The organism is Nonomuraea aurantiaca (genome assembly GCF_020215705.1).
Lineage (GTDB): Bacteria > Actinomycetota > Actinomycetes > Streptosporangiales > Streptosporangiaceae > Nonomuraea > Nonomuraea aurantiaca.
In genome coordinates this window covers 179,159-203,260 of sequence record NZ_JAIWNB010000011.1, presented here as the reverse complement: position 1 = coordinate 203,260, position 24,102 = coordinate 179,159, and the positions used below count along the sequence as shown (strand labels likewise).

Below are 24,102 nucleotides of genomic sequence, written 5' to 3'. Positions count from 1 at the left end.
GTGAGGTCCGGTCATGCGACCAGGCGCAGCCAGGCCGCCGCGAGTGCGGCGTGACCGGCCGGCGTCGGGTGCGCGCCGTCCGCGGCCCAGTACTCCGGCCCGGTCGTCGCTGAGAGCTCGGCGAACATGCCGTCGGCGGCGAGCAGGTGTGCCCCGTACTTGCGGGCGAGCTCGCGTACGACCTGGTTCTTCGGGTCGAGGTCGGCCCGCCATTCCTTCCGCTCCTTCTCGCCGATATACACGTCGCCGACCTCGACACTGCCGCTGATCGGCAGGAGGGACGTCTCGATGAGGATCAGGTCGGCGCCGGCCGCGGCGAGGGGCGCGAGCAGGCGGTCGTAACCCGCCGCGTACTCCTCCGCGGAGATCACGTAGCCGTCCGGGTCGTACGTGTGCCAGGCCACGTCGTTGCCGCCGACGAGGATCGACACCACGTCCGGGCGCGCGTCGAGCACGTCCGCCTGCCAGCGGGCTTCGAGGTCCATCACCTTGTTGCCGGCGATCGCGGTGTTCAGCCAGGTCACGGGCCGGTCCGGGTGCCGCAGGCCCCACTCGCCCGCGACGCGCAGGGGGTAGCCGAAGCCGAGGCCGTCTTCGCTGTCCAGCCGTTGGCAGTCGGTGACCGAATCGCCGGTGAACATCACGGTGCTGCCCGGTCGGAGGGTGATCGTCATGTGTGCTCCTGGAACTTGGTTGCCGGAGTGCCGAACCAGTGGCCGGCGGCCTGCTCGAACGCTTCACGGTCGGGGGTGCGATCGCCTGCCCAGGCGACTATGCCGTCGGGCCGGATGAGGACGGCGCCGAATCCGAGGTCGTTTCTCGCCGGGCCGGCCGCGTACCGTATCCGGCTCTCCCAGCCCGTCGCCGAATCGCGCAGGCGTCGGTCGGTGCTGAAGTCGAGCGCGACGCCTCGTCCGTCCCGCATCAGGTCGCCGAGGCGGGTGCCGTTCTCAAGGTGGAGGTCCGGGGCGTTGCGGCCGACCAGTGGCTGCTCGCTGCCGAGGTCGTAGCGGAGCGACGATCCCGAGATCTTCTCGAACACGTAGGTCGTCCCGTCACGGGTTCCGAGCAGGTCGCGGATCACCGCCTGGATCGCCTGGGCGTGCGGGTCCGGCCGCATGACCGCCGCCTGGGCGCGCGTCCAGTCGAGCACCCAGGCGCCGATCGGATGGCGCTCGCGGGTGTAGGTGTCGAGCAGTCCGTCCGGCGCGTCCCCGTGTACGGTCGCCGCGAGCTTCCACCCCAGGTTCATGGCGTCGCCGATGCCGAGGTTGAGGCCCTGCGCGCCAAGGGGAGAGTGGATGTGCGCGGCGTCGCCGGCGAGCAGGACGCGCCCCTGCCGGTACGTCGTCGCCTGCATCGCCCGATCGGTGAAGCTCGAGGCGAGATGGACGTCGCTCAGCGTCACGTCGGTGCCGGACACCCGGCGCAGGACCGCCTGGAGATGCTCGCGAGTGGGCTGCTGCGAGCGATCGAATGCGCCGCCGTCGAAGTCCAGCATGCCGATGTACCCTTCCGCGGGTGTGCGGAGGTACATGCCGGTCGGCGTCAGGTTGAACCCGGGGCGCAGCTTCTCGGGATCGGCGACGGTGGCGAGCACGACATAACCGGTGAACTGCGGCTCGGTGCCGACGAAGCCGAAGCCCGCCGGCCCGCGCACCGCGCTGCGTCCGCCATCGCAGCCGACCAGCCAAAGCGCCGCGTACTCGTGCTCGCCGGCTCGCGCGACCACGCTCTCATCGTCCTGCGTGATGGCTGAGACCGTGATGCCGCGCCTGACCTCCACGCCGAGCTTGGCCGCCCGCTCGGACAGCACCGCCTCGACGGCTTCTAGGTTCGTCATCACGCCGTCCATCGCCGGGCTGGGCAGCCGGAACGGCAGGGCGGCGACGTCGACCTTGGCCGGATCGAGCATCATGCCGGCGAAGTGGCCCACGCTGCGAGGAGGTGACGGCTCGTCGGCGTCGTGGTTCGCGCCGGGATCCTGGTGGACGCCCGACGCCGCCAGCAGCGGGTGCAGCATCCCGCGGCGGTAGAACGCCTCCACCGACGCGGCGGACAGGCCCCGCATCCCGAGCGGATCGGCCTTCCACGGGGAGCGAGACTCAGGCTCCCGTTCGAGCACCAGGACAGAGCAGCCCGCGAGGCCGAGCTCGCAGGCAAGGAACAGACCAACCGGGCCGGCGCCCACGATGACTACGTCATGCACGAGAGCCCCCTTCCGAAACTTGGTGGAACGTCATTCAAGAGCGCTTGCGCGCGCCTCACGAGATCGCTCATCCCGTTCTCCGAGGCACGCGCACAGCCTGACGCGGGCCGCTCACACGGGGCACACACGGCGCTCACATGGGGGCACAAGTCAGCCACTGTCCTGATTTGGAGACTCAAGGGGACGCGCGCGAAGATTCGGGAGATGGACGGGGATGCGCGGCTTCGCGTCACGCTGCTCGGCGCCTTTCAGGCGTCTCGCGGTGGCGCCGCCCTGTCCGTTCCCGGCGCGCGGTCGCAGGGGCTGATCGTCCGGCTGGCGCTCGCCGGCGGGCGCGCGGTCGAGCCGGGCGTCCTCATCGACGCGATCTGGGCCGAGGATCCGCCGGCCGACCCCGCCCACGCCTTGCAGGCCCTCGTCTCGCGGCTGCGCCGGAGCCTCGGCTCGGCCGGTGACGTCGCGCAGGTCGCGGGCGGCTACCGGCTGGACGTGGACGCGGCCGACGTGGACGCCCTGCGGTTCGAGCGGCTCGCCGCCGCCGGCCGTGAGCGTCTGCGGGCGGGCGACCCGAATGCCGCGGCGGCCGTGCTCGGCGAGGCCGTGGCGCTGTGGGGCGACCGTCCCGGAGCCGAGCCCACGGTGGTCGCCGCGGTCGCGCCCGCCGTCGCGACCTGGCTGGCCCACGCCTCGGTCGAGGCCGTCGCCGACCTCGCCGACGCCGAGCTGTCCCTGGGCCGTGCCGACGCGGCCGCCGCCCGCCTGACCGCCCTGCTCGCCGAGCACCCCGTCCACGAGCGGGCGGCCGCGCTGCTCATGGACGCGCTCGCCGCCCAGGGCCGCCAGGCCGAGGCATTGGCCCTGTACGAGCGGGTCCGCGAAACCCTGGCCGACGCCCTCGGCGCCGACCCGGGCGCCGCCCTGCACGAGCGCCACCTGCGCCTGCTGCGCGCCGGGCGGCCCGCCCCGGCCGCCGAGGCCGCGCAGAGCAGGCCGAGCAACCTGCCCGCTCCGCTGACCAGCTTCATCGGGCGCGACGACGACCTCGCCCGGATCGACACGCTGCTGGCCGCCGGGCGCCTGGTCACCGTGCTGGGCCCCGGTGGCGCCGGCAAGACGCGCCTCGCCGTCGAGGCCGCCCGCCGCCACCGCCACGACTACCGTGACGGCGCCTGGATGATCGACCTCGCCTCGGTCACCGAGCCGGCCAAGGTCGGCACGGCCGTGCTCGCCGGGATCGGGCTGCGCGGCGGCGCGATGTTCGAGGCTCGGGTGCGGAGCGAGGGTGACGAGCTGGACGTGCTCGCCGACCGGCTCGGCGGCCGGGAGAGCCTGCTGGTGGTCGACAACTGCGAGCACCTGATCGACGCCGTGGCCCATCTGGTCGCGGCGCTGCTGTCGCGCTGCCTGGAGCTGCGCGTGCTCGCCACCAGCCGCGAACCCCTCGCGGTCGACGGCGAGGCGCTGGTGCCGCTCGGCCCGCTCGCGCTGCCCGCCCCGGACAACGGCGTCGAGCAGGCCCGGCGGGCGGCGTCGGTACGCCTGTTCACCGAGCGGGCCGCGGCCGTCCGCCCCGGCTTTGAGGTGGACGACACGACGCTGCCCGACGTCCGGCGGGTGGTCCGCGGCCTGGACGGGATGCCGCTGGCGCTGGAGCTGGCCGCCGCCCGGCTGCGGACCCTGTCGCTGCCCGAGCTGGCCGACGGGCTGTCCGACCGGTTCCGCCTGCTCGCTATCGGCAGCCGTACCGCGCTGCCCCGGCACCGTACGCTGCGCGCGGTCATCGCCTGGAGCTGGCAACTGCTGAGCGAGCACGAGCGCACGGTCGCCGAACGCGTCTCGATCCTGCCCGGCGGCGTCACGCCGGCCTCGGCCACCGCGGTCTGCGCCGGCACCGCGGTGCCGGCCGCCGAGATCCCCGAGCTGCTCGCGGGCCTGGTAGACCGGTCGCTGCTGCAGCTCGCGCCCGACCCGGGCCGCTACCGCATGCTGGAGACGCTGCGCGAGTACGGCACCGAACGCCTGGCCGAGACGGACGACCTCGACACCGCCCGCGACCTGGCCGCCGACCACTTCGCCGAGCTGATGGCCCGGCACGACCCCCAGCTGCGCGGGCCCGGCCAGCTGGCGGCCCTACAGATCATCAGCGCCGAGTACGACAACACGCTGGCCGCCCTGCGCCGGCGGTGCGACACCGGCGACGCCCCCGGCGCGGTCGCGCTCGCCCTGAACCTGACCTGGTACTGGCAGATGTTCGGCCGGCAGCCCGACGCGGCCTACTGGCTGGGCGCGGCGCTGACGGTGCCCGGCGGCGGCGAGCCGACGCCCGGCCGCGACTGCGCGTACGCGATCTACCTGATCGGCGGGGCCGACATCCGGCCGGGGCAGAGCGCCGAGGAGGTCGCGTACGACCAGGCGCGGCTGCGCGAGCTGGCCGACCGGCTGCTCGCCTACCCGGAGCTGCCCGGCCCGTGCGGCGCGCTCACCGCGCTCACGCTCGCCTTCCTGCGGGAAGAGGAGACCGCGGTCGCGAAGATCGCCCGCATGGCCGACGGCGACGACGTATGGCTGTCCGGGCTGGCCCGCATGTTCCGCGTCCAGTTCGCCGAGAACGCGGGCGAGTTCGACAACGTACGCGCCGACGTGGAGGCGGCCCTGGCCTGCTTCCGACAGGCCGGCGACCGCTGGGGCCAGGCCACCGTGCTGCCCATGCGCGCCCAGCTGCGGCAGTACGACGACGAGCTCGACGGCGCGCTGGCCGACCTGCGCGAGGCGCAGTCGCTGGCCGGCGAGTTCGGCTCGCTCAGCCTCAGCGACGAGGTGTTTCTCCACCTGCGCTGGATCGACCTGCACCTGCGGCGCGGCGACACCGACTCGACGATCGCGATGCTCGGCTCGGCCCGGGAGCGGGCGCGACGCGCGCACTCGCCGGAGCTGTCGGCCCTGGTCGACGCGTGGGAGGCCACCTTCCGGGTGCGGCTCGGCGACCTGGACCGGGCGCGGGACCTGCTCGACGACGCCGAACGAGCTCTGCACGGCGACACCACGTTCCCCGGTCACCACGCGCGGGCGCTGGCCGGCAACGTACGGGCCGCGCTCTGCCTGGAGCTGGGTGACCTGGCCGGCGCGGAGAAGATGCTGGCGAAGGCGTACGCGGCGGCGTTGAAGACCCAGGACCTGCCGATCATGTCGCTGGGGGCGGTGACCGCGGCCGCGCTGGCCGAGGCGCACGGGCGGCACCACGAGTCGGCCGTCCTGCTCGGCGCCGCCTCCCGGCTGCGCGGCGCTCACGACCGTACCGATCAGCAGGTTCGCGAGCTCAGCCGCCGAGGGCGGGCCGCGCTGGGCGAGGAGGCCTTCGCCGCGGCGTACGGGAAGGGCTGGGAACTGGACGGGCAGACCGCCGTGACCGAAGTCGACCCGGCCCGGCTGCGCCGGGGCCACGGGGCGGCACACCCAGATCCCGAGTGATCCGGCCAGGCGGGTCGAAGCGCGCGCCGGCGGCGCTACTGGATGGGCACCGCGGTGCCGGAGACCTTGACGCGGGAGTCGCCGGGAATGGTGCTACAGGTCAGGAGGCTGGGCCGCCCCATGTCGACGCCCTGGTGAATGGTGAGAACGGCGCCATCTTCGAGGCGTCCCAGCGTACGCAGGTAGCCGGTGAAGGCGGCGGCCGCGGCGCCGGTGGCCGGGTCCTCGACGACGCCGCCCGGCGGGAACGGGTCGCGGGCATGGAAGACGGTGGGGGATTCGGGCCAGAAGAGGTGGACGGTGGTCCATCCCAAGTCAGCCATGATCTTGCCCAGGGCCTCGAAGTCGTAGTCGAGATCGGCCAGGCGACCCCGGCCGGCCGCGGCCAGGACGAGATGGTCGTTGCCGGCGTTGGCGACGTGCGCCGGGTAGGCGGGGTCCACGTCGTCGGCCGACCAGCCCAGTGCGGCGAGCACGGGCCGTACTTCCTCCTCTTCGGAGGCTCGGCGGGTGGAGGTCGGCGGACTGGTCAGGGTGGCGGTGATCGCACCGGCCGGATCTGCGGTGACCTCCACCGGGACCGGGCCGGCCTGGGTGGCGAGGTTCACGGTTCCGGGGCCGATCCGCTCGCCGAGCGCGACCGAGGCCGCGATCGTCGCGTGGCCGCAGAAGGCGACCTCGGCCAGAGGGCTGAAGTACTGGATGCGGTACTGGCGCTCGTCCGTGGGGTGCAGGAAGGCCGTCTCGGAGTAGCCGAGTTCGGCGGCGATGGCGAGCATCTCCGCGTCTGACAGCTTCCGGGCGTCCAAGACCACTCCGGCGGGGTTCCCGCCAGTGGGAGTCGTAGTGAAAGCGGCATACCTGAGGACTTCGCTCATGTGGTCATCATGGCGCTTGAGGTGGTTGCTCCGCACCTGGCGTGGCTTGGGCGTCTTCTTCCTCCACCTGCACATAACCCGCGGAATGAACGGCCACGCCCAAGACCGTGCCGACCAGGATCGCGATCCCGGCGATCGTCATGATGTGCCAGAAACCGGCGACCACCCCGACGTACCCGAGCCCGAGCGCGGCCTGCTGGGCCGCCAGCACGAAAACAGAACTCGTCGAGCGCCGACGGTAGGTTTCATGCCGGTTCAACACGATAAGAGCGGACAAGAGAGGGATGGCCAGGGAGAAAGCGGTCACGCAGATCTGGGCGGACAGATCAAGGGGAGCGGTTCCCGGGGTCAGGAACGGCTGCACCAAGACGACTCCGATAGCGATCAAGCCGCCGTACATCAGGTTGTTCTGCCGGAGGGTCTCCTCCTGATGGGTTGCCGCCCGTTTCCGCCACCATTCCCCTTGTGCGGCGGCTTGCCGCCTCCACCATGCTTCGTCCCGGATGTTCTCGTCCATGGCGACCATTGTGCAGACAGCGCGAGCCTGCCTCCACCGGCGTTCGCCGTCGGTCGTTTTCCGACTGGTGTGTCGATCCCGCCCGCCCTGCTCACCTCGGAGATGGCGGGAATGACGGTGTTACGGGCCCAGTCGGAGTCTTTACGTCACCAACTGCCACGTGACGGCGAGCCGTACCCCGACGAGGAGTAGTACCGTCGGCGATCGCGGCGAGATGTGCCAGAAGATCAACGGCTGGTCGGCGTGGAGTCGCCGCGATCCTGGACGCGCACTTCGCCAGGGCCGATGCACCACCCAGCGAGCTCGCCGATGCCTTCCACGACGTTGACGTCCCGATCCATCACAACGAACACATCACCGCCGCAGGGCTGCGGGCGGACGAACAGCAGGTTCAGCAGACCGGGCGATGGCTCGTACGCCACAGCGGCGATCGGCGCTCCGCCGTCGTGGGGCTGGACGCGGCTGCGTCTACGAGCGTTCACCGATCCCATCACTGAGAAATCATGAGTAAGGACGAACCGTCGTTGTAGGCAACCTCCACCTCATCAGCGGGGATGGTGCCGCCCGATCTCCTTCAGCGCCAAGGCCCAGGGATAAGCCTCCAGCTGCTCCCCTCCGATTCCCGAGGGAGGTGGCTCGAATTGGCCAGGGCCGAGGAGGACGGGGACGCCTTCGGCGCGCAGGCTTTCGACGCTTCGGAGAAAGGGGGCGCGGGAGGCTAAGGCGCTGTTGACGAAGGGCAGGACGACGACGGGAATGCCCAGGCCGGGCGCCTCGGCGAGGAGACCGAGAGCGTAGGTGTCGGCGATGCCCTGGGCGAACTTGTTGATGGTGTTGTAGGTCGCGGGAGCGACGATGATCGCATCGGCTCTCGGGGGTTTCGGCTCGTGTGGCTTGCGGTACCGGCTGCGAACGGGGCGCCCGGTCTGCTGTTCCAGTTCGGGAACGTCGATGAAGTCCAGGGCGGACGGGGTGGCGACTATCTGGACCGTCCAGCCCTCGTCCTGGGCATAGGCGACCAGTCGGCCGACGTCGGCGGCGGCTCCCGCGGCGCACACGACGATGTAGAGGATCTTGCCGGATTGGATCACGTGCGGACTCCCAGCGATGCGGCATACTCGCGGGCTTCACGGTAAACGCTTCATCGGCGGCCTGGGGCTACCAGCAGTATCGGTACGCCCGATACGTTCCTCAGGTACTCCCGCCTCTTGGAGAGGAACCACGCCCCTCGTGAACGTGGGCATCATCGGGCAAGCCGCCGGCCTGTTCGCCGTCACCAACATCGACGACATCGTGATCCTGGCGCTGTTCTTCGCCCAGGGCGCCGGACACCGCGGCGCCACCTCGCGGATCTTCCTGGGGCAGTACCTCGGGTTCGCCGCCATCCTCGTCGTCGCCATCGCAGCCGCTTTCGGCGCCACTTTCCTGCCCGAGCCCGTCATCCCCTACCTCGGCCTGCTACCGCTGGCCTTGGGCCTCAAGGCCGCCTGGCAGGCGTGGCGCGACCACGCCCACGGTGAGAACGCCGGCAACGAGCAGGCCGCGACGGGCGGACCCAAGGCGTTGGAGGTCGCCGCGGTCACCTTCGCCAACGGTGGCGACAACATCGGCGTCTACGTCCCTGTCTTCGCCACCGCCGGGCTCGGCGGCATGAGCGTCTACGCCGTCGTCTTCCTCGTCCTGATCGCCGTCTGGTGTCTGGCGGGCAAGTTCTTCGCCACCCGGCCCGTCATCGCCAAGGCCCTCAGCCGATGGGGGCACATCCTCCTGCCCATCGTCCTGATCGCGATCGGCCTGCTCATCCTCGTCCAAGGCGGCGCCTTCGGCCTCTGACCGGGCTGTCCCGTCCTCGACAGATTGCCCAGCGACCGGTCACCCGACCCATCGGTCCAACACCTGGTGCTATGGAGGGGTCCGACCATCGAGCTTCGCCGGCTGCGGTGTCTCGAAGCAGGCGAGCCAGGTGGTGAGCAGCGACTCCAGTTGGGCGGCCTGCTCGGGCGTCAGGCCATCGAGCAGGCGGCGCTCGTTCGCCACGTGCTCGGTGAACGCCTCGTCGAACAGTTGCCGCCCGGCTCGGGTGAGCGCGACGACCCGGCCGCGGCCGTCGCTCGCGCTGCGCTGGCGGGTGACCAGGCCGGCGCGTTCGAGCCGGTCGACGCGCTTGGTCATGGCGCCCGTGGTGACCATGGTGTGCGCGGCCAGCTCGCCGGGCGCGCGTTCGTAGGGCTCTCCGGCGCGCCGGAGAGCGGCGAGTACGTCGAAGTCTCCCTCGCCCAGCCCGTATTGGCGGTAGACCACGCACAGCCGCTCGGTCAGGTGACCGGCGAGGCGGTGCAGCCGTCCGATCACGCCCAGCGGACTCACGTCCAGGTCGGGCCGCTCGCGGGCCCACGCCTGCTGGATGCGGGCGACGTGGTCGAAATTGTTCGTCACGACACCAATATACCTTCCGCGGAAGCTATATTGCTTCCATGGAAGGTACTTTTCGGTGGGCGGCCGTGACCGCCCTCGCGCCGATCGCATGGGGCTCCACCTATCTGGTCACCCATCGGTTCCTGCCGCCCGATCATCCGCTGTACGGGGCGGTGATCCGGGCTCTGCCGGCCGGATTACTCCTCCTGCTTCTCGCTCGGAAGCTCCCCCGGGGAGCGTGGTGGTGGCGTTCGCTGGTGCTCGGGACGCTCAACATGGGGGCGTTCTTCGCGCTGGTCTACCTGGCCGCCCAGAAGCTGCCGACGAGCATGGCATCGACGATCATGGCGACCTCCCCGGTGATGATGATGCTGTTCGCCTGGGCGGCGCTCGCCGAGCGCCCGAGGGTGGCGCACGTGACCGGGGCCGGGATCGGGATCGCGGGCGTCTGCCTGCTGCTGCTCGACGGTACGGCCGCAGTCGACGTGTCCGGCGTGCTGGCCTCAGTCCTGGCCATGGTCATGTCGTCGGCCGGGTATGTGCTGGCCAAACGGTGGAGCGCGCAGGTCGACGTCTTCTCGCTGACCGCCTGGCAGCTCATCGCCGGAGGGATCGCGCTGCTACCCGTCGCCGTCGCCGTGGAGGGCGCGCCGCCGTCCCTGGACGGCCCGGCGCTGCTCGGCTTCGGCTATGTCACGGTCGTCGCGACCGCGCTGGCGTTCGCCGCCTGGTTCGCCGGGCTGCGGCACCTGAGCGCCGCGACGGTGGGCCTGATCGGGCTGCTCAACCCGGTGACCGGCGTCCTGCTCGGCACCGCGCTCGCCGGCGAGACGCTCACCGGGCAACAGGTCTGCGGGCTGGTCCTGGTACTCTCCGGCATCCTGCTGGGCCAGCCGGCCGCCAAGCGCCTCGTCACGCTGATCACGACAACGCTGAGTCACACCATGGCCAGATAAGCGGCGAGCTCCTCCGCCGACGAGGTCGAGATCCCGACATATCCATCCGGCCGGACCAGCGTGTGGCGCTCGGCACCGTACGGCTCAGCCAGCTCGTACGCCCGCACCTCCGGCCCGCCAACCACACGAGGCGCCGGATCAGGCGACAGCAGCGTGAAGTGCGTCCCCCGCAACAGGTCGAACATCCGAGCCTGAGACCCGTCGGCCAGCCGCACCTGACCATCCGGCACGCGGTCCCCGCCCCGCCGGGCCAGCGAGCCGCCCCGATAGCTCACCATCAGCTGGTGGGTCTCCTCGTCGCGCTTGTAGGTCTTCTTGTCGAGCAGGTCGGTGCTGAGGCCGAGCACGCGGGCGGCGACGGGCCGCCGCTCCTCCTCGTACGTGTCGAGCAACGCCTCCGGCGCCCCGGCCAGCACCCGGGCGAGCTTCCAACCCAGGTTGTAGGCGTCCTGTACGCCGGTGTTGAGCCCCTGCCCACCGGCGGGCGAGTGCACGTGGGCGGCGTCCCCGGCGAGGAAGACCCGGCCGGTCCGGTAGCTGTCGGCCAGGCGGATGTTCACCCGGTACAGGGACGACCACAGCAGCTCGGTGATCCGGACCCCGCCCAGCATCGACCGTTCGGCGAAGATCCGCTGGTAGCCGGCGAGCGTCGGGTCCGGCACGACGCCCGGCTTCAGCGGGGCGAGCATCTGGAAGGTGTCGGTGCCGGCCATCGGGAAGAGCACCACCATCCCCTTGCCCGGCCGGAACCAGACATGGGTGTGCTCCCGGTCGAGCCCCTCGACCCGTACATCGCCTAGGGCCATCCGCTCCTCGTCGCGGGTCTCCCCGGCGAAACCGATGCCGAGCGCCTTACGTACGAAGCTCTTGCCGCCGTCCGCCGCGACCAGGTAGTCCGCCCGCAGGCTCGTCCCCGTGCCCAGCCTGGCCGTCACTCCGCGCGCGTCCTGCTCGAAGCCGGTCAAGCCGGTGCCCTGCTCCACCTTTCCGCCCAGCTCGGTCAGCCGCTCGCGCAGCACCGCCTCGGTGCGCCACTGCGGGTGCATCATCACCATGGGGTACGGCACCGCGTCCGTGGGGGTGACGAGCTTGTGCATGCGGCCCTGGTACACCGGCACCCTGCCGATCCTCACCCGGAACGGCGGATAGAGCGTCGTCGCCTCCATGACCCGGTCGATCACCCCCAGATCATCGAAGACCTCCTGCGTGCGGGGCTGCAGCCCCTTGCCCTTGGAGCCGCCGGAGGCCTCCGGCGCCTGCTCCACGATGCGGCAGCCGACTCCGCGCCTGGCCAGATCCACGGCGAGAGTGAGCCCGGTCGGGCCGCCGCCGACGATGAGTACGTTCGTCTTCTCGGTCATGGGGCGACCATGCCGGTCCGTACTGCCAGATCTCTGTCAGCATCCCGCCCGCCACTGTCGTCGTCGGACTCAGGGGGCCTTGAGATACTTCCCATATGTCCTCGGCGGTCTCCAGCGCGCTCTCCGTGATCGCGATCTCTTTTCTCATCCTCTATGCGGCGTGGATGATCATCGCGAACCTGCCCCGCCGCGATCGGGCGACGTCGCACGCGCTGGCGGATCGTACGGGCGTGGTCCTCTACTGGCGGCCGGGCTGCAAGTACTGCATGAGGCTGCGGACGCGTCTGCGCTTCACGCGGTTGCGGCACGCCGAGGTGAACATCTGGCGAGACCCTGAGGCGGCGGCGTTCGTCCGCTCGGTGGCGGACGGGAACGAGACCGTGCCGACCGTGACGGTGGCGGGAAAGGCAATAGTGAACCCGTCGAAGCAGCAGCTTCTGGAGGCGGTCAAGATCGAGGTCCCGCACCTGCTGCCCGGGCCCGGCGACCGCGGCTGACGGCCGGACCCGGGCACTGGGCGCACGGCGCGGACTCCCTGCACGTCACGCTGCGCTCCCTGGAGTGGGTGCCGGCGCGCGCCCCCGAACCGCACCGACGCCCACTCCCCACCCCAAGGCCCCGGCGGTTACCTCACCAGCAGTGCGGTGACGAACTGCAGCAGGTGCCACGCCACATAAGCGCTGAGCGAGCAGAACGCCCACTCCTTGGCCCGCGTGATGTGCGACACCCACCGCAGCACCTCGGCCGGCTCCCGACGCGGCCGGGCTGTGATGGCGAGGAAGCCCGCCGCCACCAGCCAGGCCGCCCCCGACGCGGTCACCAGGCCCAGGGAGATGGCCAGCAGGGGGCCCGGGCCGGGCATCGGGTCGGTGGGGGAGAGTTGGCGGATCCAGGCGGCGAGCACTCCGGTGAGCACGGAGAGCGTGATCCGCCGGTCCTTGCGTCCCTGTCGCTTGAGCCAGTGCAGGTCCCGACTGAGCCAGCGCAGGTCACGACGCGGCTGGTTTCTGAGCATCCGGTTCACCTCCGTTGGAGTAGCTGGTAGCACCAGCTAACGGCAGGTGGCCGGTCAAGATCTGCGACCTCGGGTGGCGAAATTTACGATATTTGGCGGAGTTCTGCGGTGGCCTTCTTGAGTTCGAAGACGTCGCCCACCTCTTCCAGGATGCGTACCGCCTCCCTCAGGTTGGCCACGGCTTCCGTACGGTCCCCGACCCGGTGGGCGATCAGGCCGATGGCCCGCAGCGCGCAGCCCAGGTCGCGCCGGGTGCCGGAGGTGAGATGCACGTCCCTGGCCTGTGACGCGAACGTCAGCGCCTCCGCGGGCCGGTCCAGGTCCAGCAGGATCATGGCCAGCGTGGTGAGCGCCGCCGCCCAGCGGTCCCGGGTGCCGCTCTCGTTCTGCAGCTCGACCGTCTCCCTGGCGTACCCGAGCGCGGCGGCCGTCTTGCCCGCGACGTGCATGGCCTGCGCGATCGACAGCAGCGAGCTGGCCTTGTTGTCGCGCAGCTCCTCCCTGATCGCCAGCGACGCCTTGGCGGCGCGCAGCGCGTCCTGGTGCCGGTCGAGCGACAGGTACGTGTAGGCCAGCGTCTCCTGGACGTCCGCCTCGGCCCGGCGGTTGCCCATGCCCTGGACGAGGTCCAGCGCCTCCAGCGCGTGGACGAACGCCACCTGCGGCAACCCCTGGCGGCGCCGTACCCGCGCCAGCCGGTTGAGCATCCGGGCCTCGACGGGCAGGTCGTGGATCTCCCGGCTGATCGCGAGCGCCTGGTTGAGGTAGTCGTCGGCGCGCAGGTAGTCGGCCAGCCGCCAGTGCACCAGCCCGATGTCGCCGAGCGTCTCCGCCCGCCCCTGCTCGTGATGGAGCTCGCGCTGTACGGCCAGCGCCTGCTCGTAGTGTTCGAGGGCCTCGTCGTAACGGGAGCCGTTGCGCGCGATGCGCCCCAGCGTGCACAGGGCCCGGCCGCAGCCGTGCTGGTCGCCGGTGGCCGTGTACCCGGCCAGGGCCCGCTCGGCGTCGCGCTGCGCGTCGTGCGGCAGCCGGAGCGAGTCGTAGATGTCGGCCAGGCAGAGCAGCGTCTCGGCCTCGCTGTGCTCGTCTCCCAGGTCGTGGCAGATCGCCAGCGCCTCCAGCCCCTCCGACAGGGCCGCGTTCGGCTCGCCCAGGTGGTGCTGTACGCGGGCCAGGATGATCAGGCTCTGCGCGGTGCCGTGCAGGTCGCCGAGCTGCTCGCGTACCTCCAGCGCCTGCCCGGCGTGGTGCAGGGCGAGCTCGTGCCGTTCCTGGGACAGGTGCAGCCGCGACAGCGAGTGCAGGCAGTCGGCGACCCCGGCCAGGTCGCCGATCTCCTGGTAGAGCTCCAGAGCTTCGCCCGCGCACTTGAGCGCGCCGTCGCTGTTGCCGGCGATGCCGTGTACCTCGGCCAGGTCGTTCAGGGCGCGGGCCCGGCCCTCGCGGTCGCCGAGCGAGGTGAAGTCGGACAGCGCCTCGCCGATGTAGCGGGCGGCCTGCGTGGAGGGGCCGATGTCGCGGTAGATCGAGCCGAGATGGCTGCGCATCAGCGCGATCGCCCGCCGGTCGCCGATCCGGGCCGCCGAGTCGAGCCCGATCTGCTGGATCTCCAGGTCGTTCTGGTAGTAGCGCAGCCGCCTGAACGGCTCGAACACCGCATCGGCCAGCCGCCAGGCGGCGTGGTGCGCGCCGGTTTCCTCCGCCAGCCGTACGACCGAGACCAGCGAACGCCGCTCGGCCTCGAACCACGCGCGCGGCGTGGCCGGATCGGTGGCCATGCCCAGGTAGTGGTCGAGCAGCCGGACCCTGGCCTCGCGCACGCCTGCCTCCGCGTGCCTGCCCAGCTCCCTGGCCAGCCGCTTGACCAGGTCGTGCACGCGATAGCGCGTCTCGGCCATCGGCTCGACCAGGTACGCCCGGTGCAGCCCCTCGACCGCGATCACCGCCTCGCTGACGGAGCCGCCCAGCGCGGCGGCCAGCACCTCGGGCGTGAAGTCCCGGCCGGGCAGCAGCCCGACGTGCCGGAACGCGCGCCGCTGCGGCGGGGACAGCGACTCGTAGGCCAGGTCGAGCGCGGACCGGAAGGCGTCCTCCGGATCGCCGGACAGCGGCTGCCGCTGGTCGGGCCCGCGCAGCTCGTGTACGCGCGACTCGACGCTCAGCCCGGGGTCCTCGGCGAGCTTGGCCGCCGAGATGCGCAGCGCGAACGGGTGGTAGGAGCAGACCCTGGCCAGCTCCGCCAGCGCGTCGCGGTCGGCGGCCCGTGGCGACTCCTCGCCGAGCACCGCGACCAGCAGCGCGACGGCGTTGCCCGGGTCGAGGACGGACAGGTCCATCAGATCGGCGTGCCCGGTCGCGCGCAGCGGCGCCATCCTGGTCCTGCTGGTCACCAGCACCACGCAGTCCTTGCTGCCGGGCAGCAGCGCCCGCACCTGGGCCGGGTCGGCGGCGTTGTCCAGGATGAGCAGCAGCTTCCGCCCCGCGAGCCGGCTGCGATAGAGCAGCATGAGCTCGGCCTCGTCGACGGCGGGCATGTGCTCGCCGACGCCGAGCGAGCGCAGGATCTGGCCGAGCGCCTCGGCCGGGTTCATGGGGGGCTGGCTGGGGGACTGCCCGCGCAGGTCGATCACGATCTGCCCGTCGGGGAACCGGGCCGCCTGCTGGTGCGCCCAGCGTGTCACGAGCGCGGTCTTGCCCACGCCGGGAAGCCCCTGCACGACCATGGTGTTCGGGCGGCGCGGCCGGTCCAGCCACGAGGTGAGCAGATCGAGGCTCTGCTGCCGCCCGGTGAAGTCGGACACGTCGGCGGGCAGCTGAGCGGGCCTGGGCACCTCCCCGGCGGGCAACGGCTCGGCCGGCGCACCCGGCCGGGTCAGGAACGGCGTGACCCGCCCCTCCCAGGGAGTGGACAAGTGCTCCCAGGCCCCGGCGACGCCCCGCAACGCCGCCGCGTCGGCGATCCGCAGCCGCCGATAACCGGGACGGACCAGCCATCCCTGCCGAACCCACCGGGTGAGCTGCCGCTGCACCACGTCGTGCGCGCTGCCCACCAGATCGGCCAGCGTCTCCATGGACAGGGGCGGCGCCGACTCGCCGGCCAGCCCGTAGCGCTCGTCCAGGTGCAGCAGCCACACGGCCAGCCGCGCCGCGACGGGCGCCCGGGCCAGCGCCTCATGCCGGCGAGCGGCGACGTCCCTGGCGAACAACTCTTGCACCAGCGCCATGGCCACAGCCGTATTGGCCGCCGCGTGCTCCCGCAATGTCCGTACGTCGATGGACCAGGCGCGCACCTCGGTCAGCGCGTCGATCCGGACCCGTTCGCCCGGACTCCAGAACGCCAATTCCCCGACCAGATCGCCGCCGGCCCGCAGATCGTGAATGCCGTCGCGCTCGCCGCCCGCTAAATACTCCCGCGCATAGCCATAATCGATCACAAATACCCGGTTGCTCGGCCGAAATGCCGAACAAATACTCTCGTTACGCCGAAAAATTCGGGGCCGCGCACCTTCTTCGACCAGCGACCGGAAGATCCCCACCCCGACACCACCCCTCTCGGGACGGCGGTGTCCACGACCGAAAAAGCCCACACGGCATGACAGCGACACGACGGCGGAGAGCCGTCCTGTCACATCAGTGGAACCCTGAGGGCGTCACATGTCAACTTCACATGTCAACGGTGCGGGATCAGACGTGGGCCGGCTCGGTGCGGTCGGGGACGAAGCGGTAGCCCACGTTGCGGACCGTGCCGATCAGTGACTCGTACTCGGTGCCCAGCTTCGCGCGCAGCCGCCGGACGTGCACGTCGACGGTCCGGGTGCCCCCGAAGTAGTCGTAGCCCCACACCTCCTGCAGCAGCTGGGCGCGGGTGAACACGCGGCCCGGATGCTGGGCGAGGTATTTCAGCAGCTCGAACTCCTTGAACGTCAGATCGAGCACCCGCCCCCGCAGCCGCGCCGTATATGTCGCCTCATCGATGGACAGATCGCCACTACGGATCTCGTCCGGAACATCCTCAGCCTGAGTCGTACGGCCGACGGCCATCCGCAGCCGCGCCTCCACCTCGGCCGGCCCCGCGCTCTCGAGCAGCACGTCGTCGACCCCCCACTCGGCGGTCATGGCCGCCAGCCCGCCCTCGGTGACGATCACCAGCAGCGGGCAGTCGATGCCCGTCGTGCGGATCAGCCGGCACAGGCTTTTGGCCTGCACCAACTCCTTTCGGGCGTCGACCAGAACGGCGTCGGCGGGCGGCGTGTCGATCAGCGCGGACGCCTCGGCGGGCGAGACGCGGACCGAGTGGAGCAGCAATCCCAGGGCCGGTAGCACCTCGGCCGATGGCTCAAGAGCGTTGGTCAGCAGGAGCAGGTTGCTCATATCGGCCTCCTCAAACACACAAGGACCCGGGGGCTTCATCGCCCAGGTCCTGTAGGCGAGGATATCTCACGCGAACGTCGCGTCCATTGCGCGTCCACCAGATGAACAGCGCAAACCCTGGAACACCGACGTTAACACGGTCGCACAATGGAGCCGGGAAGAATGTGAGGTGGCCATGGCCACGGGAAAGGTACGTTATTGGGCCGCTGCGAAAGAGGCGGCCGGAGTCGCCGAGGAGTCGTTCGAAGCGGCCACACTTGACGAACTCATGACAAAAATCACACAAAATCGTGCCGAACTGGCCCGCGTGGTCAGCCGTTCCTCCTTCCTGGTCGACGGCTCGCCGGTGGGCAAGCGGGCCCACGAGGAGGTGATCCTCGGCGACGGGGCGACGGTCGAGGTGCTGCCGCCCTTCGCCGGGGGGTGATCGAGCGCGCGGCCAGGGAATGAGGCATTCCAGTCGATAAGCTCAAGATCCCCCGTGAGACAGGATGTCCGATGCGCAAACTGATCGTTTTCCTGATCGTGCTGGTCGTTCTCCTTGCTGTCGTCGACCGGGTGGCGGTCACCGGAGTGCAGCGTGATCTCGCCAACAGGATCGCCGCCGCGGCCGACCTCGACAGCCAGCCGACGGTGACCATTGAGGGCATCCCATTTCTCACACAGGCAGTCTCCGGCCGGTATCCGGAGGTACGGTTCAATCTCGGCACTCTCACCTACGGGGGAGTTCCGGTGAAGGACCTGCAGGGCGTCGCCTACGACGTGACCGCCCCGCTGGCCGACGTGCTCCAGAACAGAGCCAACGTCCGGGCCGGGCGCCTGACCGTCCGCGGCACTCTGACCAGGGCGACGATCGACAAGTACGCACCGCAGGGCGTCAAGATCTCCGGGAACGGCCAGCGGCTCGTCGCGTCGGGTGAGGTGACGGTAGGGGTGAACAAGGTGAAGTTCAACGCGGAGATGCGCGTCCAGGTGGCCGACGGCGGCATCAAGCTCCAGGCGGAGAAGATCCAAGGTGTGCCCGACGCGCTCGCGAAGTTCGTGACCTACACGATCCCGTTCAAGGGGAAGCTCCCGTTCGATGTGAAGGTGACCGGAGTGAGGAGCGTGGCCGACGGATTGGAGTTCGCGGCCGAAGCGTCTGACGTGCCGCTTCGTGGATGACATCGAACCGGTCAGCCCCGCCGTACGTGATGAGGGTGTGACTGCAGCCGACACCGCCGACGAGGAACTGGTCAGGACCCTCTTCGACGAGCACGCTGGGCCACTCTACGGATACGTACTGCGACTCACGGGCGATTCGGGACGAGCGGAGGACATCGTGCAGGAAACGCTGCTGCGGGCTTGGCGGCATCCTGACGCCCTCACCGGCCGCCCGATACGTGCCTGGCTGTTCACCGTCGCCCGTAATCTCGTCGTGGACCAGCACCGCGCCCGCAAGGCGCGCCCGCCGGAGACCGGCGACGAGGCGCTCGCCGTGCTGCCCGCGGACGACGAGCTGGAGCGGGCGGTCGAGTCATGGGCCGTGGCCGAGGCGCTGGCCGCGCTGCGGCCCGAGCACCGTGAGGTGCTGATGGAGGTCTACTACCGGGGGAGATCGGTGAAGGAGGCGTCGGCCACGCTGGGCATCCCGCCGGGCACGGTCAAGTCACGCACCTACTACGCGCTGCGCGCGCTCCGGCTCGCGCTCGAGGAGCGAGGGCTGGCGCCGTGATGACGTGTGAGGAGGTACGGCTGGCACTGGGTGCGCACGCGCTCGGGGCGCTGGAGCCCGACGAGGCGATGGAGATCGACACCCACCTGGCGACCTGCGAGGTGTGCGGTGCCGAGCTGCTCGACCTGGAGGGCGTCGCGTCCTTCCTCGGCAAGGTGTCGGAGCGCGACGTCGAGCTGGTGTCCAGCCCCCCGCGCCAGGTGCTCGACCGGCTGCTGAACGCCCGTGCCCGGCGCCACCGGAGAGGGCGCGCGCTGCTGGCCGTGGCCGCCTCCGTCGCGGTGATGGCGGTCGGCGTCACGGTGTGGATGGGCGCCCAGCAGCCGGCCTCCATGCAGTCCGCCGCCAAGCCCGCCGCCACCTCCGGGGAGGTCGAGTCCAAGGCGGTCGCGCCGTACGCCGCGCAGGACAGCGCGCCGGATGACGCGCGGCTCAAGAAGTCCGATGGGCGGCCGACTCCGCGGCCCTCGGCGAGTCAGACGGCGCCCGGCCGCGAGTTCCCCGGCGAGAACGCGGCCAAGGGCTATCACGCGAGCGTGACGGCCTTCCCGGGCGGCGACGTGACGAAACTGTCGGTGCGGGTCAGTGGCCTGCCGCTCGGTACGACGTGCCGGCTGGTGGTGTTCGCCAAGAACGGCGCGTTCGACTCCACCGCGAGCTGGAAGGTCAGCCGGGAGACCTACGAGAACAAGGCCGTCTTCCCGCGCCAGACCCGGATCCAGATGAACGACATCGCCAGGTTCGAGGTCGTCGACTCGGGCGGCAAGGTGCTCGTCAAGATTCCGGTCCCGAAGGGGAAGTAATGCGTCCCGTCCGAGGTTGGACCGGGGGATGACAGGACTGTGGGTGGCGCTGGCGACGCTGGCGCTCGGCTCGGTGATCGGGGTGGTACGACTGCGCCGCGACGGCAAGGTTCGCGACACGGCTCGGGCGGACGACCGCCTGGCCACCGCCGACCTGGGTGCCGACCTGGGGGAGCGGGCGACGCTCGTGCAGTTCTCGACCGCCTTCTGCCAGCCGTGCCGGGCGACCCGGCGGGTGCTGGCCGACGTCAGCGGGCTCGTGCCCGGTGTGGCGCATGTCGAGATCGACGCCGAGTCGCGTCTTGATCTCGTCCGGCGGCTCGACATCATGCGGACGCCGACGGTCCTGATCCTCGACAGCGCCGGAAATATCGTGAAAAAGGCGGCTGGCCAGCCGCGCAAAGCGGACGTACTCGCCGCCTTGGCGGGGGCAGTGTCCCACATTTCATCTCAGAACGCGGACGAGATGTGACAGATGCCGAGACGGCGAGTAGTGTCCTTGCCATGAACCCATCGACAGAGCTGCTGACGAAGCGGCGCGCGGTTGATTTCTGCCGCGTAGCCACCGCGCTCTGTCGCGCTGCCTGAGGACGGTCTCGCGCGGACTTCCGATCCGCCCCAATCCGACCCCCTTCAGGAGCATCCTTCGATGCGTGCCGACCCTAGAGCGTTGCGTTTCAGCGCGGCCATCACGACTGCGATCCTCGCCCTCGTCCTGGTGACGGGGAGCGCCTGGCCGACGGCTGCCCAAGTGCTGCTGGCCGCCCAGGCGCTGGTGTTCGCACTCGGCGCGGCAGGTCGCTCGCCTTACGCGGTGCTCTTCAAGGCGCTCGTCAAGAGCGCTCCGAGGGAGACGGAGGACGCCCGCCCACCCCGCTTCGCGCAGGGAGTCGGGCTCGGCTTCGCGGTCGTGGGTCTGGTCGGATATCTCGCCGGGATCACGCCGCTCGCCCTCGTGGCCACGGCCGCGGCACTCCTCGCCGCCTTCCTCAACGCAGCCTTCGGATTCTGCCTCGGCTGCGAAACGTACCTGCTGATTCGCCGACTACTGCCCGCCGCCAAATTGGAGGTTCCCCAATGAGCCGCTCCGCCGTCCTGGTGGATGCCGAATGGGTCGAGGCCAACCTCGACACCCCCGGCGTCGTTCTCGTCGAGGTTGACGAAGACGCCAGCGCCTATGACAAGGGCCACATCCGTGGCGCCGTGAAGGTCGATTGGCAGAAGGACCTTCAGGACCCGGTCCGCCGTGACTTCGTGGACAAGACCGGCTTCGAGACACTGCTGTCCGAGCGCGGCATCTCCAACGACGACACCATCGTGCTCTATGGCGGAAACAACAACTGGTTCGCCGCCTACGCCTACTGGTACTTCAAGCTCTACGGCCACGACAACGTCAAGCTGCTCGACGGCGGGCGTAAGAAGTGGGAGCTCGACTCGCGCGAGCTGGTCAAGGACGTGCCGCAGCGCGCCAAGACCTCCTACGTGGCCCAGGAGCAGGACACGTCCATCCGCGCCTTCCGCGACGACGTGGTCGCCGCGATCGGCAAGCTCAACCTGGTCGACGTCCGCTCTCCCGACGAGTTCACCGGCAAGCTGCTCGCCCCGGCCCACCTGCCGCAGGAGCAGGCGCAGCGCGCGGGCCACGTGCCCACCGCTCGCAGCATCCCGTGGTCCAAGGCGGCCAACGACGACGGCACGTTCAAGACCGACGAAGACCTGCGCACGCTCTACAGCGAGGCGGGGGTCAACTTCGACAAGGACACGATCGCCTACTGCCGCATCGGCGAGCGTTCCGCGCACACCTGGTTCGTGCTGCACGAGCTGCTCGACCAGGCGAACGTGAAGAACTACGACGGTTCGTGGACCGAATACGGCTCGCTCGTGGGCGTGCCGATCGAGTTGGGGGAGGCCCGCTGATGACCACTCAGACTGCTCAGAACGTACAGACCGCACCGGGGTGCGGAGCTCCGGAGCAGACGATCGCGCTGCCCGCGGGGATCGACCTGTCCACCCAGTCCGTGATCCAGGGCGTCGTGACGGGCGCCGGCACCGCCTACGCGCGGCTGCTCGACCACTCCGGCGAGTTCACCGGCGAGGTCGTCGTGTCCGACGAGGGCGTGTTCCGCTTCTTCGCCGCACCTGGCGACTGGACGGTGCGCATCATCGCCGGCGGCGGCGTCACGCGTGACGTCAAGGTCCAGGCGAAGCTGGGCGAAGTGGCTCAGCTGGCCGTCGCCGTCTGACCCACGAAATATCTGGAAGAAGGCCTGCGTCTGATCTCGGACGTGGGCCTTTTTCTGTTACGGCAAGCCCGGCAGGCCGCCACCCGCCGCACGGGGCGGGGGGCCTCCAGGAATACGGCCGCTGACCCCGCACGGGGCCGGGCGCCGTGACGAGACGGTGAGACCATGGCCGGTCAAGGGTGCAACGGAATCAGGTCCGGTGGTGTTGTACCTGGTGTGAGTGACATCGACTGTCTCGACCCGGTGCGAAAGGCGCTGCTCGACGACCTCGACGGAGGGTTCGCCGAGCTGTTCGGCGCCTATCGCGGCGTGGTCTTCTCGACCGCGCTGCGGCTGAGCGGGCGATGGGCCGATGCCGAGGACCTCACCGCTGAGACGTTCCTGCGCGCCTACCGTGCCGTCGCCGGCTACGAGCGGGAACGGATCGCCGCCCTGCAGCCTCGGGCCTGGCTCCTGACGATCCTGCTGAACATCTGGCGCAACTGCGCCCGTACCAAGTCCCGGAAGCCGCCCCCCGATCTGCACGAGGAGCCGGTCGATACCGTTGATCCACGGGAGAGCGTCGAGGACGCTGCGGTGCGGCACGAGACCGGTGACAAACTCGCCGAAATGCTCAGCATGCTGCCGGAGGATCAGCGGGTGGCCGTGGTGCTCAGGCATGTCGTCGATCTGCCGGTCCATGAGATCGCCACGGTCCTCAGGATTCCGCAGGGCACAGTCAAGTCGCATGTGTCGCGGGGCCTGCGGCGACTGCGCACACTTGGAGGTGTCCAATGACCCAGGACCCGCTGCTCGCCGGGCTCGCGGCACTCGCCACGGACGCGCCCGACGGGCTGCTCGAGCGGATCGCCGCGCGCTGGTTGACGGCGCCGAGCCCGCTCGGGGAGCTGTCCGTCGCGTTCACCGGCCAGGGCATCGCCTACGTTCATCGGGGCGAGGGCTTCGCCGCCGCCTTCAGGGCGCGTGCCGGACGTCCGCTGCTGCCCGCCGACCGGCCGCCCGCCGGGCTGCTGCCCGCGCTGCGTACCGGACGTTCCTCGGGGGTCGCGCTCGACCTGCGGGGGCTGAGCGACTTCCAGCGCGACGTCCTGCTGGCCGCCCGGACGATCCCCAGAGGGGAGGTACGGCCCTACGCCTGGATCGCGGCTCAGGTCGGCCGGCCCAAGGCGGTACGCGCGGTGGGCGCGGCGCTGGGCGCGAACCCGGTGCCGCTGCTCGTCCCGTGCCACCGGGTGACCAGGTCCGACGGGGTGGCGGGCGACTACGTGTTCGGGGCGGCGGCCAAGGAGCGGCTGCTGGTGGCCGAGGGCGTGGATCTGGACGCGGTGCGGCGGCTGGCGCGGGCGCGGGTGTTCTACCTGGCCAGCGACACCACCGGTGTGGTGTGCTTCCCGACCTGTCACAACGCCCGGCGCATCACCGCAGCGCACCGGCACGGCTTCCGCAGCCTGGCGCAGGCCCAGGAGGCCGGTTACCGGCCCTGCCGCACCTGCAGGCCCGCCCTGGCCGCCTGAGCGGCCCTGTCCTGAGCGCCCTCTGTCCTGAGGGCCCGTTCTGAGGGCCTGCCCTGGGCGCCTGTCCTGGGCGTCCGTCAGGTACGGGTGTTCGTCGGGTAGCGCATCACCAGCGAGGCTCTGACCTCGTCCGGCGGGACCGCGCGGTAGCCGTGCGGGACGTCCGAGCGCCACCAGATGTGGTGACCGGGGCCGGCCGTCAGCGGCGCGTCCATCGGCCCCGCGATCAGCGTGCCGGCGTAGACCGTGAGGTGCTCGGTCACCCCGTCGAGATGCGCGACGGAGGTCTGGGTGATACCGGGCGGGATGCGCAGCCGATAGAGCTCATAGGTCACCCGCTCGTCCTCGAACACCTCCAGCAGCGCGGCCTCGATCGCCGTGCCGCGCACGAGCTGCGGTGATGGCGGTGTGTCGAGTATCGCGCCGATCGGCACGCCGAGCTGAGCGGTGATGGCCCAGAGCATCTCCGCCGTCGGCTTGAGCAGGCCGGCCTCCACCTCGGACAGCGTGGCCTGGTCGATGCCGGCGCGCCTGGCCAGCTCGGACAGCGACACGCCCACCGCCTGGCGTAGCAGCCGCACTCGTTGCCCGACGATGACCGGATCTGTGTCCAGCGCGGGCCGTGCCTCCATGTCGCC

Annotated in this window: 27 protein-coding genes; 15 read left to right on the top strand and 12 right to left on the bottom strand. The window is 70.7% G+C overall.

The window, feature by feature from the left end; translation table 11 throughout:
• Positions 1 to 11: 11 nt before the first annotated feature.
• Entirely contained in the window at positions 12 to 674 is a 663-nt protein-coding gene (locus tag LDL49_RS26270) for a GDSL-type esterase/lipase family protein (RefSeq protein ID WP_225294360.1), read from the bottom strand.
• Positions 671 to 2,209, bottom strand: a complete 1,539-nt coding sequence (locus tag LDL49_RS26265; RefSeq protein ID WP_225294357.1) for an FAD-dependent monooxygenase — start codon at positions 2,207 to 2,209, stop codon at positions 671 to 673. The genes LDL49_RS26270 and LDL49_RS26265 overlap by 4 nt, the downstream gene beginning before the upstream one ends.
• Before the next feature lie 204 nt (positions 2,210 to 2,413).
• On the opposite strand from LDL49_RS26265, the gene LDL49_RS26260 reads away from it, so the two are divergent.
• The gene (locus tag LDL49_RS26260; protein ID WP_225294356.1) at positions 2,414 to 5,677 is read left to right on the top strand and encodes an AfsR/SARP family transcriptional regulator; all 3,264 of its coding nucleotides are present in this window, start codon (positions 2,414 to 2,416) and stop codon (positions 5,675 to 5,677) included.
• A gap of 35 nt (positions 5,678 to 5,712) precedes the next feature.
• Here LDL49_RS26260 and LDL49_RS26255 read toward each other — a convergent pair whose 3' ends face one another.
• The 4 genes from LDL49_RS26255 to LDL49_RS26240 form a co-directional block, all read right to left on the bottom strand.
• Positions 5,713 to 6,555 (bottom strand): PhzF family phenazine biosynthesis protein, encoded by an 843-nt coding sequence (locus LDL49_RS26255; RefSeq protein ID WP_225294354.1) that lies wholly within the window; start codon positions 6,553 to 6,555, stop codon positions 5,713 to 5,715.
• Between the two features lie 7 nt (positions 6,556 to 6,562).
• Entirely contained in the window at positions 6,563 to 7,072 is a 510-nt protein-coding gene (locus tag LDL49_RS26250) for a hypothetical protein (protein ID WP_225294352.1), read from the bottom strand.
• Between the two features lie 227 nt (positions 7,073 to 7,299).
• Entirely contained in the window at positions 7,300 to 7,554 is a 255-nt protein-coding gene (locus tag LDL49_RS26245) for a hypothetical protein (RefSeq protein ID WP_225294351.1), read from the bottom strand.
• A 63-nt stretch (positions 7,555 to 7,617) separates the two neighbouring features.
• The gene (locus LDL49_RS26240; RefSeq protein WP_225294349.1) at positions 7,618 to 8,163 is read right to left on the bottom strand and encodes a flavoprotein; all 546 of its coding nucleotides are present in this window, start codon (positions 8,161 to 8,163) and stop codon (positions 7,618 to 7,620) included.
• A gap of 139 nt (positions 8,164 to 8,302) precedes the next feature.
• Between LDL49_RS26240 and LDL49_RS26235 the strand changes: the two genes are divergently transcribed.
• Entirely contained in the window at positions 8,303 to 8,905 is a 603-nt protein-coding gene (locus LDL49_RS26235) for a cadmium resistance transporter (RefSeq protein WP_225294347.1), read from the top strand.
• Positions 8,906 to 8,974: 69 nt separating this feature from the next.
• Here LDL49_RS26235 and LDL49_RS26230 read toward each other — a convergent pair whose 3' ends face one another.
• Positions 8,975 to 9,508: a MarR family winged helix-turn-helix transcriptional regulator gene (locus LDL49_RS26230; protein WP_225294345.1), complete on the bottom strand. Its 534-nt coding sequence runs from the start codon at positions 9,506 to 9,508 to the stop codon at positions 8,975 to 8,977.
• Positions 9,509 to 9,546: 38 nt separating this feature from the next.
• On the opposite strand from LDL49_RS26230, the gene LDL49_RS26225 reads away from it, so the two are divergent.
• Positions 9,547 to 10,443 (top strand): EamA family transporter, encoded by an 897-nt coding sequence (locus LDL49_RS26225; RefSeq protein WP_225294344.1) that lies wholly within the window; start codon positions 9,547 to 9,549, stop codon positions 10,441 to 10,443.
• On the opposite strand, the gene LDL49_RS26220 is transcribed toward LDL49_RS26225, so the two are convergent.
• Complete coding sequence (locus LDL49_RS26220) at positions 10,425 to 11,804, bottom strand: FAD-dependent monooxygenase (protein ID WP_225294342.1); 1,380 nt, start codon at positions 11,802 to 11,804, stop codon at positions 10,425 to 10,427. The genes LDL49_RS26225 and LDL49_RS26220 overlap by 19 nt on opposite strands.
• A 95-nt stretch (positions 11,805 to 11,899) precedes the next feature.
• On the opposite strand from LDL49_RS26220, the gene LDL49_RS26215 reads away from it, so the two are divergent.
• Complete coding sequence (locus LDL49_RS26215) at positions 11,900 to 12,301, top strand: glutaredoxin domain-containing protein (protein ID WP_225294340.1); 402 nt, start codon at positions 11,900 to 11,902, stop codon at positions 12,299 to 12,301.
• A 128-nt stretch (positions 12,302 to 12,429) separates the two neighbouring features.
• On the opposite strand, the gene LDL49_RS26210 is transcribed toward LDL49_RS26215, so the two are convergent.
• From LDL49_RS26210 to LDL49_RS26200, 3 genes are all read right to left on the bottom strand, one after another.
• Positions 12,430 to 12,819, bottom strand: a complete 390-nt coding sequence (locus LDL49_RS26210; protein ID WP_225294338.1) for a hypothetical protein — start codon at positions 12,817 to 12,819, stop codon at positions 12,430 to 12,432.
• A gap of 83 nt (positions 12,820 to 12,902) precedes the next feature.
• Entirely contained in the window at positions 12,903 to 16,253 is a 3,351-nt protein-coding gene (locus LDL49_RS26205) for a tetratricopeptide repeat protein (RefSeq protein ID WP_225294336.1), read from the bottom strand.
• 250 nt (positions 16,254 to 16,503) lie between these two features.
• The gene (locus LDL49_RS26200) at positions 16,504 to 17,190 is read right to left on the bottom strand and encodes a response regulator transcription factor (protein WP_225294334.1); all 687 of its coding nucleotides are present in this window, start codon (positions 17,188 to 17,190) and stop codon (positions 16,504 to 16,506) included.
• 175 nt (positions 17,191 to 17,365) lie between these two features.
• Here LDL49_RS26200 and LDL49_RS26195 point away from each other — a divergent pair, with 175 nt between their 5' ends.
• From LDL49_RS26195 to LDL49_RS26150, 11 genes are all read left to right on the top strand, one after another.
• Positions 17,366 to 17,617: a MoaD/ThiS family protein gene (locus LDL49_RS26195; RefSeq protein WP_225294624.1), complete on the top strand. Its 252-nt coding sequence runs from the start codon at positions 17,366 to 17,368 to the stop codon at positions 17,615 to 17,617.
• 71 nt (positions 17,618 to 17,688) lie between these two features.
• The gene (locus tag LDL49_RS26190; protein WP_225294332.1) at positions 17,689 to 18,354 is read left to right on the top strand and encodes an LmeA family phospholipid-binding protein; all 666 of its coding nucleotides are present in this window, start codon (positions 17,689 to 17,691) and stop codon (positions 18,352 to 18,354) included.
• On the top strand, positions 18,347 to 18,904 hold the full coding sequence (locus LDL49_RS26185; protein ID WP_443689885.1) for a sigma-70 family RNA polymerase sigma factor: 558 nt from the start codon (positions 18,347 to 18,349) through the stop codon (positions 18,902 to 18,904). The genes LDL49_RS26190 and LDL49_RS26185 overlap by 8 nt, the downstream gene beginning before the upstream one ends.
• Positions 18,904 to 19,707, top strand: a complete 804-nt coding sequence (locus tag LDL49_RS26180; RefSeq protein WP_225294620.1) for an anti-sigma factor family protein — start codon at positions 18,904 to 18,906, stop codon at positions 19,705 to 19,707. Before LDL49_RS26185 ends, LDL49_RS26180 begins: the two co-directional genes overlap by 1 nt.
• A gap of 28 nt (positions 19,708 to 19,735) precedes the next feature.
• Positions 19,736 to 20,179 carry a TlpA family protein disulfide reductase gene (locus tag LDL49_RS26175; RefSeq protein ID WP_225294330.1) on the top strand — a complete coding sequence of 148 codons (444 nt, stop codon included), beginning with the start codon at positions 19,736 to 19,738 and terminating at the stop codon, positions 20,177 to 20,179.
• A gap of 32 nt (positions 20,180 to 20,211) precedes the next feature.
• Positions 20,212 to 20,295, top strand: a complete 84-nt coding sequence (locus LDL49_RS59290) for a putative leader peptide (protein WP_350668905.1) — start codon at positions 20,212 to 20,214, stop codon at positions 20,293 to 20,295.
• A gap of 61 nt (positions 20,296 to 20,356) precedes the next feature.
• Positions 20,357 to 20,788, top strand: a complete 432-nt coding sequence (locus tag LDL49_RS26170) for a DUF4395 domain-containing protein (protein ID WP_225294328.1) — start codon at positions 20,357 to 20,359, stop codon at positions 20,786 to 20,788.
• Positions 20,785 to 21,624: a sulfurtransferase gene (locus LDL49_RS26165; RefSeq protein ID WP_225294326.1), complete on the top strand. Its 840-nt coding sequence runs from the start codon at positions 20,785 to 20,787 to the stop codon at positions 21,622 to 21,624. Before LDL49_RS26170 ends, LDL49_RS26165 begins: the two co-directional genes overlap by 4 nt.
• Positions 21,624 to 21,950 (top strand): DUF1416 domain-containing protein, encoded by a 327-nt coding sequence (locus tag LDL49_RS26160; RefSeq protein WP_225294325.1) that lies wholly within the window; start codon positions 21,624 to 21,626, stop codon positions 21,948 to 21,950. Before LDL49_RS26165 ends, LDL49_RS26160 begins: the two co-directional genes overlap by 1 nt.
• Positions 21,951 to 22,166: 216 nt before the next feature.
• Entirely contained in the window at positions 22,167 to 22,727 is a 561-nt protein-coding gene (locus tag LDL49_RS26155) for an RNA polymerase sigma factor (protein ID WP_225294323.1), read from the top strand.
• Positions 22,724 to 23,464 (top strand): methylated-DNA--[protein]-cysteine S-methyltransferase, encoded by a 741-nt coding sequence (locus LDL49_RS26150; RefSeq protein WP_225294320.1) that lies wholly within the window; start codon positions 22,724 to 22,726, stop codon positions 23,462 to 23,464. The genes LDL49_RS26155 and LDL49_RS26150 overlap by 4 nt, the downstream gene beginning before the upstream one ends.
• Before the next feature lie 77 nt (positions 23,465 to 23,541).
• Here the strand turns inward: LDL49_RS26150 and LDL49_RS26145 are convergent, their stop codons facing one another.
• Positions 23,542 to 24,096: an XRE family transcriptional regulator gene (locus LDL49_RS26145; protein WP_225294318.1), complete on the bottom strand. Its 555-nt coding sequence runs from the start codon at positions 24,094 to 24,096 to the stop codon at positions 23,542 to 23,544.
• Positions 24,097 to 24,102 lie beyond the last annotated feature (6 nt).

Bases quoted from the DNA above. Each gene is read 5' to 3' on its own strand.
- LDL49_RS26150 (WP_225294320.1), top strand. From the start codon at position 22,724: ATGACCCAGGACCCGCTGCTCGCCGGGCTCGCGGCACTCGCCACGGAC.
- LDL49_RS59290 (WP_350668905.1), top strand. From the start codon at position 20,212: ATGAACCCATCGACAGAGCTGCTGACGAAGCGGCGCGCGGTTGATTTC.
- LDL49_RS26170 (WP_225294328.1), top strand. From the start codon at position 20,357: ATGCGTGCCGACCCTAGAGCGTTGCGTTTCAGCGCGGCCATCACGACT.
- LDL49_RS26270 (WP_225294360.1), bottom strand. From the start codon at position 674: ATGACGATCACCCTCCGACCGGGCAGCACCGTGATGTTCACCGGCGAT.
- LDL49_RS26175 (WP_225294330.1), top strand. From the start codon at position 19,736: ATGACAGGACTGTGGGTGGCGCTGGCGACGCTGGCGCTCGGCTCGGTG.
- LDL49_RS26250 (WP_225294352.1), bottom strand. From the start codon at position 7,072: ATGGACGAGAACATCCGGGACGAAGCATGGTGGAGGCGGCAAGCCGCC.
- LDL49_RS26225 (WP_225294344.1), top strand. From the start codon at position 9,547: ATGGAAGGTACTTTTCGGTGGGCGGCCGTGACCGCCCTCGCGCCGATC.
- LDL49_RS26210 (WP_225294338.1), bottom strand. From the start codon at position 12,819: ATGCTCAGAAACCAGCCGCGTCGTGACCTGCGCTGGCTCAGTCGGGAC.
- LDL49_RS26160 (WP_225294325.1), top strand. From the start codon at position 21,624: ATGACCACTCAGACTGCTCAGAACGTACAGACCGCACCGGGGTGCGGA.
- LDL49_RS26180 (WP_225294620.1), top strand. From the start codon at position 18,904: ATGACGTGTGAGGAGGTACGGCTGGCACTGGGTGCGCACGCGCTCGGG.
- LDL49_RS26165 (WP_225294326.1), top strand. From the start codon at position 20,785: ATGAGCCGCTCCGCCGTCCTGGTGGATGCCGAATGGGTCGAGGCCAAC.
- LDL49_RS26145 (WP_225294318.1), bottom strand. From the start codon at position 24,096: ATGGAGGCACGGCCCGCGCTGGACACAGATCCGGTCATCGTCGGGCAA.
- LDL49_RS26215 (WP_225294340.1), top strand. From the start codon at position 11,900: ATGTCCTCGGCGGTCTCCAGCGCGCTCTCCGTGATCGCGATCTCTTTT.
- LDL49_RS26200 (WP_225294334.1), bottom strand. From the start codon at position 17,190: ATGAGCAACCTGCTCCTGCTGACCAACGCTCTTGAGCCATCGGCCGAG.
- LDL49_RS26260 (WP_225294356.1), top strand. From the start codon at position 2,414: ATGGACGGGGATGCGCGGCTTCGCGTCACGCTGCTCGGCGCCTTTCAG.
- LDL49_RS26220 (WP_225294342.1), bottom strand. From the start codon at position 11,804: ATGACCGAGAAGACGAACGTACTCATCGTCGGCGGCGGCCCGACCGGG.
- LDL49_RS26195 (WP_225294624.1), top strand. From the start codon at position 17,366: ATGGCCACGGGAAAGGTACGTTATTGGGCCGCTGCGAAAGAGGCGGCC.
- LDL49_RS26190 (WP_225294332.1), top strand. From the start codon at position 17,689: ATGCGCAAACTGATCGTTTTCCTGATCGTGCTGGTCGTTCTCCTTGCT.
- LDL49_RS26255 (WP_225294354.1), bottom strand. From the start codon at position 6,555: ATGAGCGAAGTCCTCAGGTATGCCGCTTTCACTACGACTCCCACTGGC.